At 64.5% G+C, this 2262-nt stretch carries 2 protein-coding genes; both read right to left on the bottom strand.

What is annotated here, in order from left to right:
* Positions 1-858 (bottom strand): translation elongation factor Ts (gene tsf, locus AC1D00_RS37470; protein WP_477014134.1); only part of this gene is annotated, 858 nt, incomplete at its 3' end.
* Positions 859-991: 133 nt separating this feature from the next.
* A complete protein-coding gene (locus AC1D00_RS37465; RefSeq protein ID WP_477014133.1) occupies positions 992-1987 on the bottom strand; it encodes a 30S ribosomal protein S2 in 996 nt (331 codons plus the stop codon).
* Positions 1988-2262: the final 275 nt, after the last annotated feature.

Raw genomic sequence — 2262 nt, 5'->3', positions numbered from 1 at the left:
ACCGAGAGCATAGCGCACAAAGCCGGCAATCTTCACAGCCCCGCCGACCTTGCCTTCGGCTTCCTTCACCGCCTGCGCCACCGACTTGCCGGCGTCGTGGATGAAGGCCTGCTCGAGCAGGCAGACTTCCTTGTAATAGGTCTTGAGGCCGGACTCGACGATCTTCTCGATCACGTTCTCGGGCTTGCCCTGCTGGCGATATTTGTCGGCGAGCACGTCCTTCTCGCGCTTGACGACCGCCGGATCGAGGCCGGACGGATCGAGCGCCAGCGGGTTGGCGGCAGCGACATGCATCGCGATCTGGCGGCCGAGCGCGGCAAGCTCGTCGGCCTTGCCGGGCGATTCCAGCGCCACGATCACGCCCATCTTGCCGGCGCCGTCGATGACCGCACCGTGGACGTAGTGCGACACCACGCCCTGGCTCACTTCGAGCGAAGCTGCGCGGCGCAGCGTCATGTTCTCGCCGATGGTCGCGATCGCGTCATTGATCGCGGTTTCGATGGTGACGTCACCGACCTTGGCGGCCTTGATCTTCTCGACATCGGCGCCGACGTCGAATCCGACCTGCGCGATCATCTTGACCAGGCCCTGGAACTGGCCGTTGCGCGCGACGAAGTCGGTCTCGGAGTTGACCTCGACCACGACGCCCTTGGTGCCCTTGGTGAGCGCGCCGATCAGGCCCTCAGCCGCGACGCGGCCGGACTTCTTGGCGGCCTTCGACAGGCCTTTCTTGCGCAGCCAATCCTGCGCCGCTTCCATGTTGCCGTCGTTCTCGGTCAGCGCGGCCTTGCAGTCCATCATGCCCGCGCCGGTCGACTCGCGCAGGTCCTTGACCATCGCAGCTGTGATCGTTGCCATCGTTGAATATCCTTTGTGCCTGCCGGTCTGCCGCGGCGCGGCATCCAATTGCCCCGCCACGGTCCATCTCAGGGATTCGCGTCAACTGAAATGGTGGCCGGAATCTATCCGGCCAACCCATCGCTCTTTTTGACTATTCCGCTTCCGCGGTCAGCGCCTTGGCCTTGGCCACCCAGGCATCAGCGCGGCTCGGCAGACCGACCTCCTCACCGATCGTGTGCGCGGTGTCGTGGTCGAGCTCGGCCAGCTGCCAGAAATGGAAGATGCCGAGGTCGTTGAACTTCTTCTCGATCGCGCCCGACACGCCCGGGAGCTTCTTGAGGTCGTCGGCGGTGCCGCGGGGACCCGCAAGGCCCTGGAAGCCGCTCGAGGAAGCCGCCGGCAGCTCTTCGGCGAGCGGACGGGCCGAAGCACCGATGTCGACGCCCGAATCGCCCTGGGCGCGCGAGATGCCGTCGATCGCCGCACGCGCAATGAGATCGCAGTACAGCGAAATGGCGCGGCCGGCGTCGTCATTGCCCGGCACCACATAAGTGATGCCCTTCGGGTCCGAATTGGTGTCGACGATCGCGGCAACCGGGATGTTGAGGCGCTGGGCCTCCTGGATCGCGATGTCTTCCTTGTTGGTGTCGATCACGAAGATCAGGTCGGGCAGACCGCCCATGTCCTTGATGCCGCCGAGCGAGCGGTCAAGCTTGTCGCGCTCGCGCTGAAGCGTCAGGCGCTCCTTCTTCGTGTACGAATTGGCTTCGCCGCCCGAGAGCACGTCGTCGAGGTGACGCAGGCGCTTGATCGAGGCCGAGATCGTCTTCCAGTTGGTCAGCGTGCCGCCGAGCCAACGCGAATTGACGAAGTACTGCGCGCAGCGCTTGGCAGCGTCCGCGACGCCGTCCTGCGCCTGGCGCTTGGTGCCGACGAACAGGATGCGGCCGCCCTTGGCCACCGTGTCGCTGACCGCCTGGAGGGCGTGGTGCAGCATCGRCACGGTCTGGGCGAGGTCGACGATGTGGATGTTGTTGCGGGTGCCGAAAATGAACGGAGCCATTTTCGGATTCCAGCGGTGAGACTGGTGACCAAAGTGCACGCCAGCTTCCAAAAGCTGACGCATGGTGAAATCGGGTAGCGCCATCGTTATAATTCTCCGGTTGGTTCCTCCGGAAGCGTGTGAGCAAAACGGAGCGTTGTCGCCCCGGCTGCCACCGGACGGCCTTGTGAGCCATGCTTCCGTGTGAGATGGCGCGCTATATAGCGCGATTTCGGCCAGAAGCAAGGAAATAAGGGCCGTTCGCGGGCGGTTTTCGCCCGCGAGAGGCCCCCTTCCGTAAAGCCCGCGCCGCGCCCCAGCGCTGGATCAGCACCTGACTAGCACTTGACTAGCACTTGGGCTGGTTCGGCGGGCACTTC

Source organism: Bradyrhizobium sp. P2_E8 (assembly GCF_056403875.1).
This window is presented reverse-complemented; position numbering and strand designations above follow the sequence as displayed.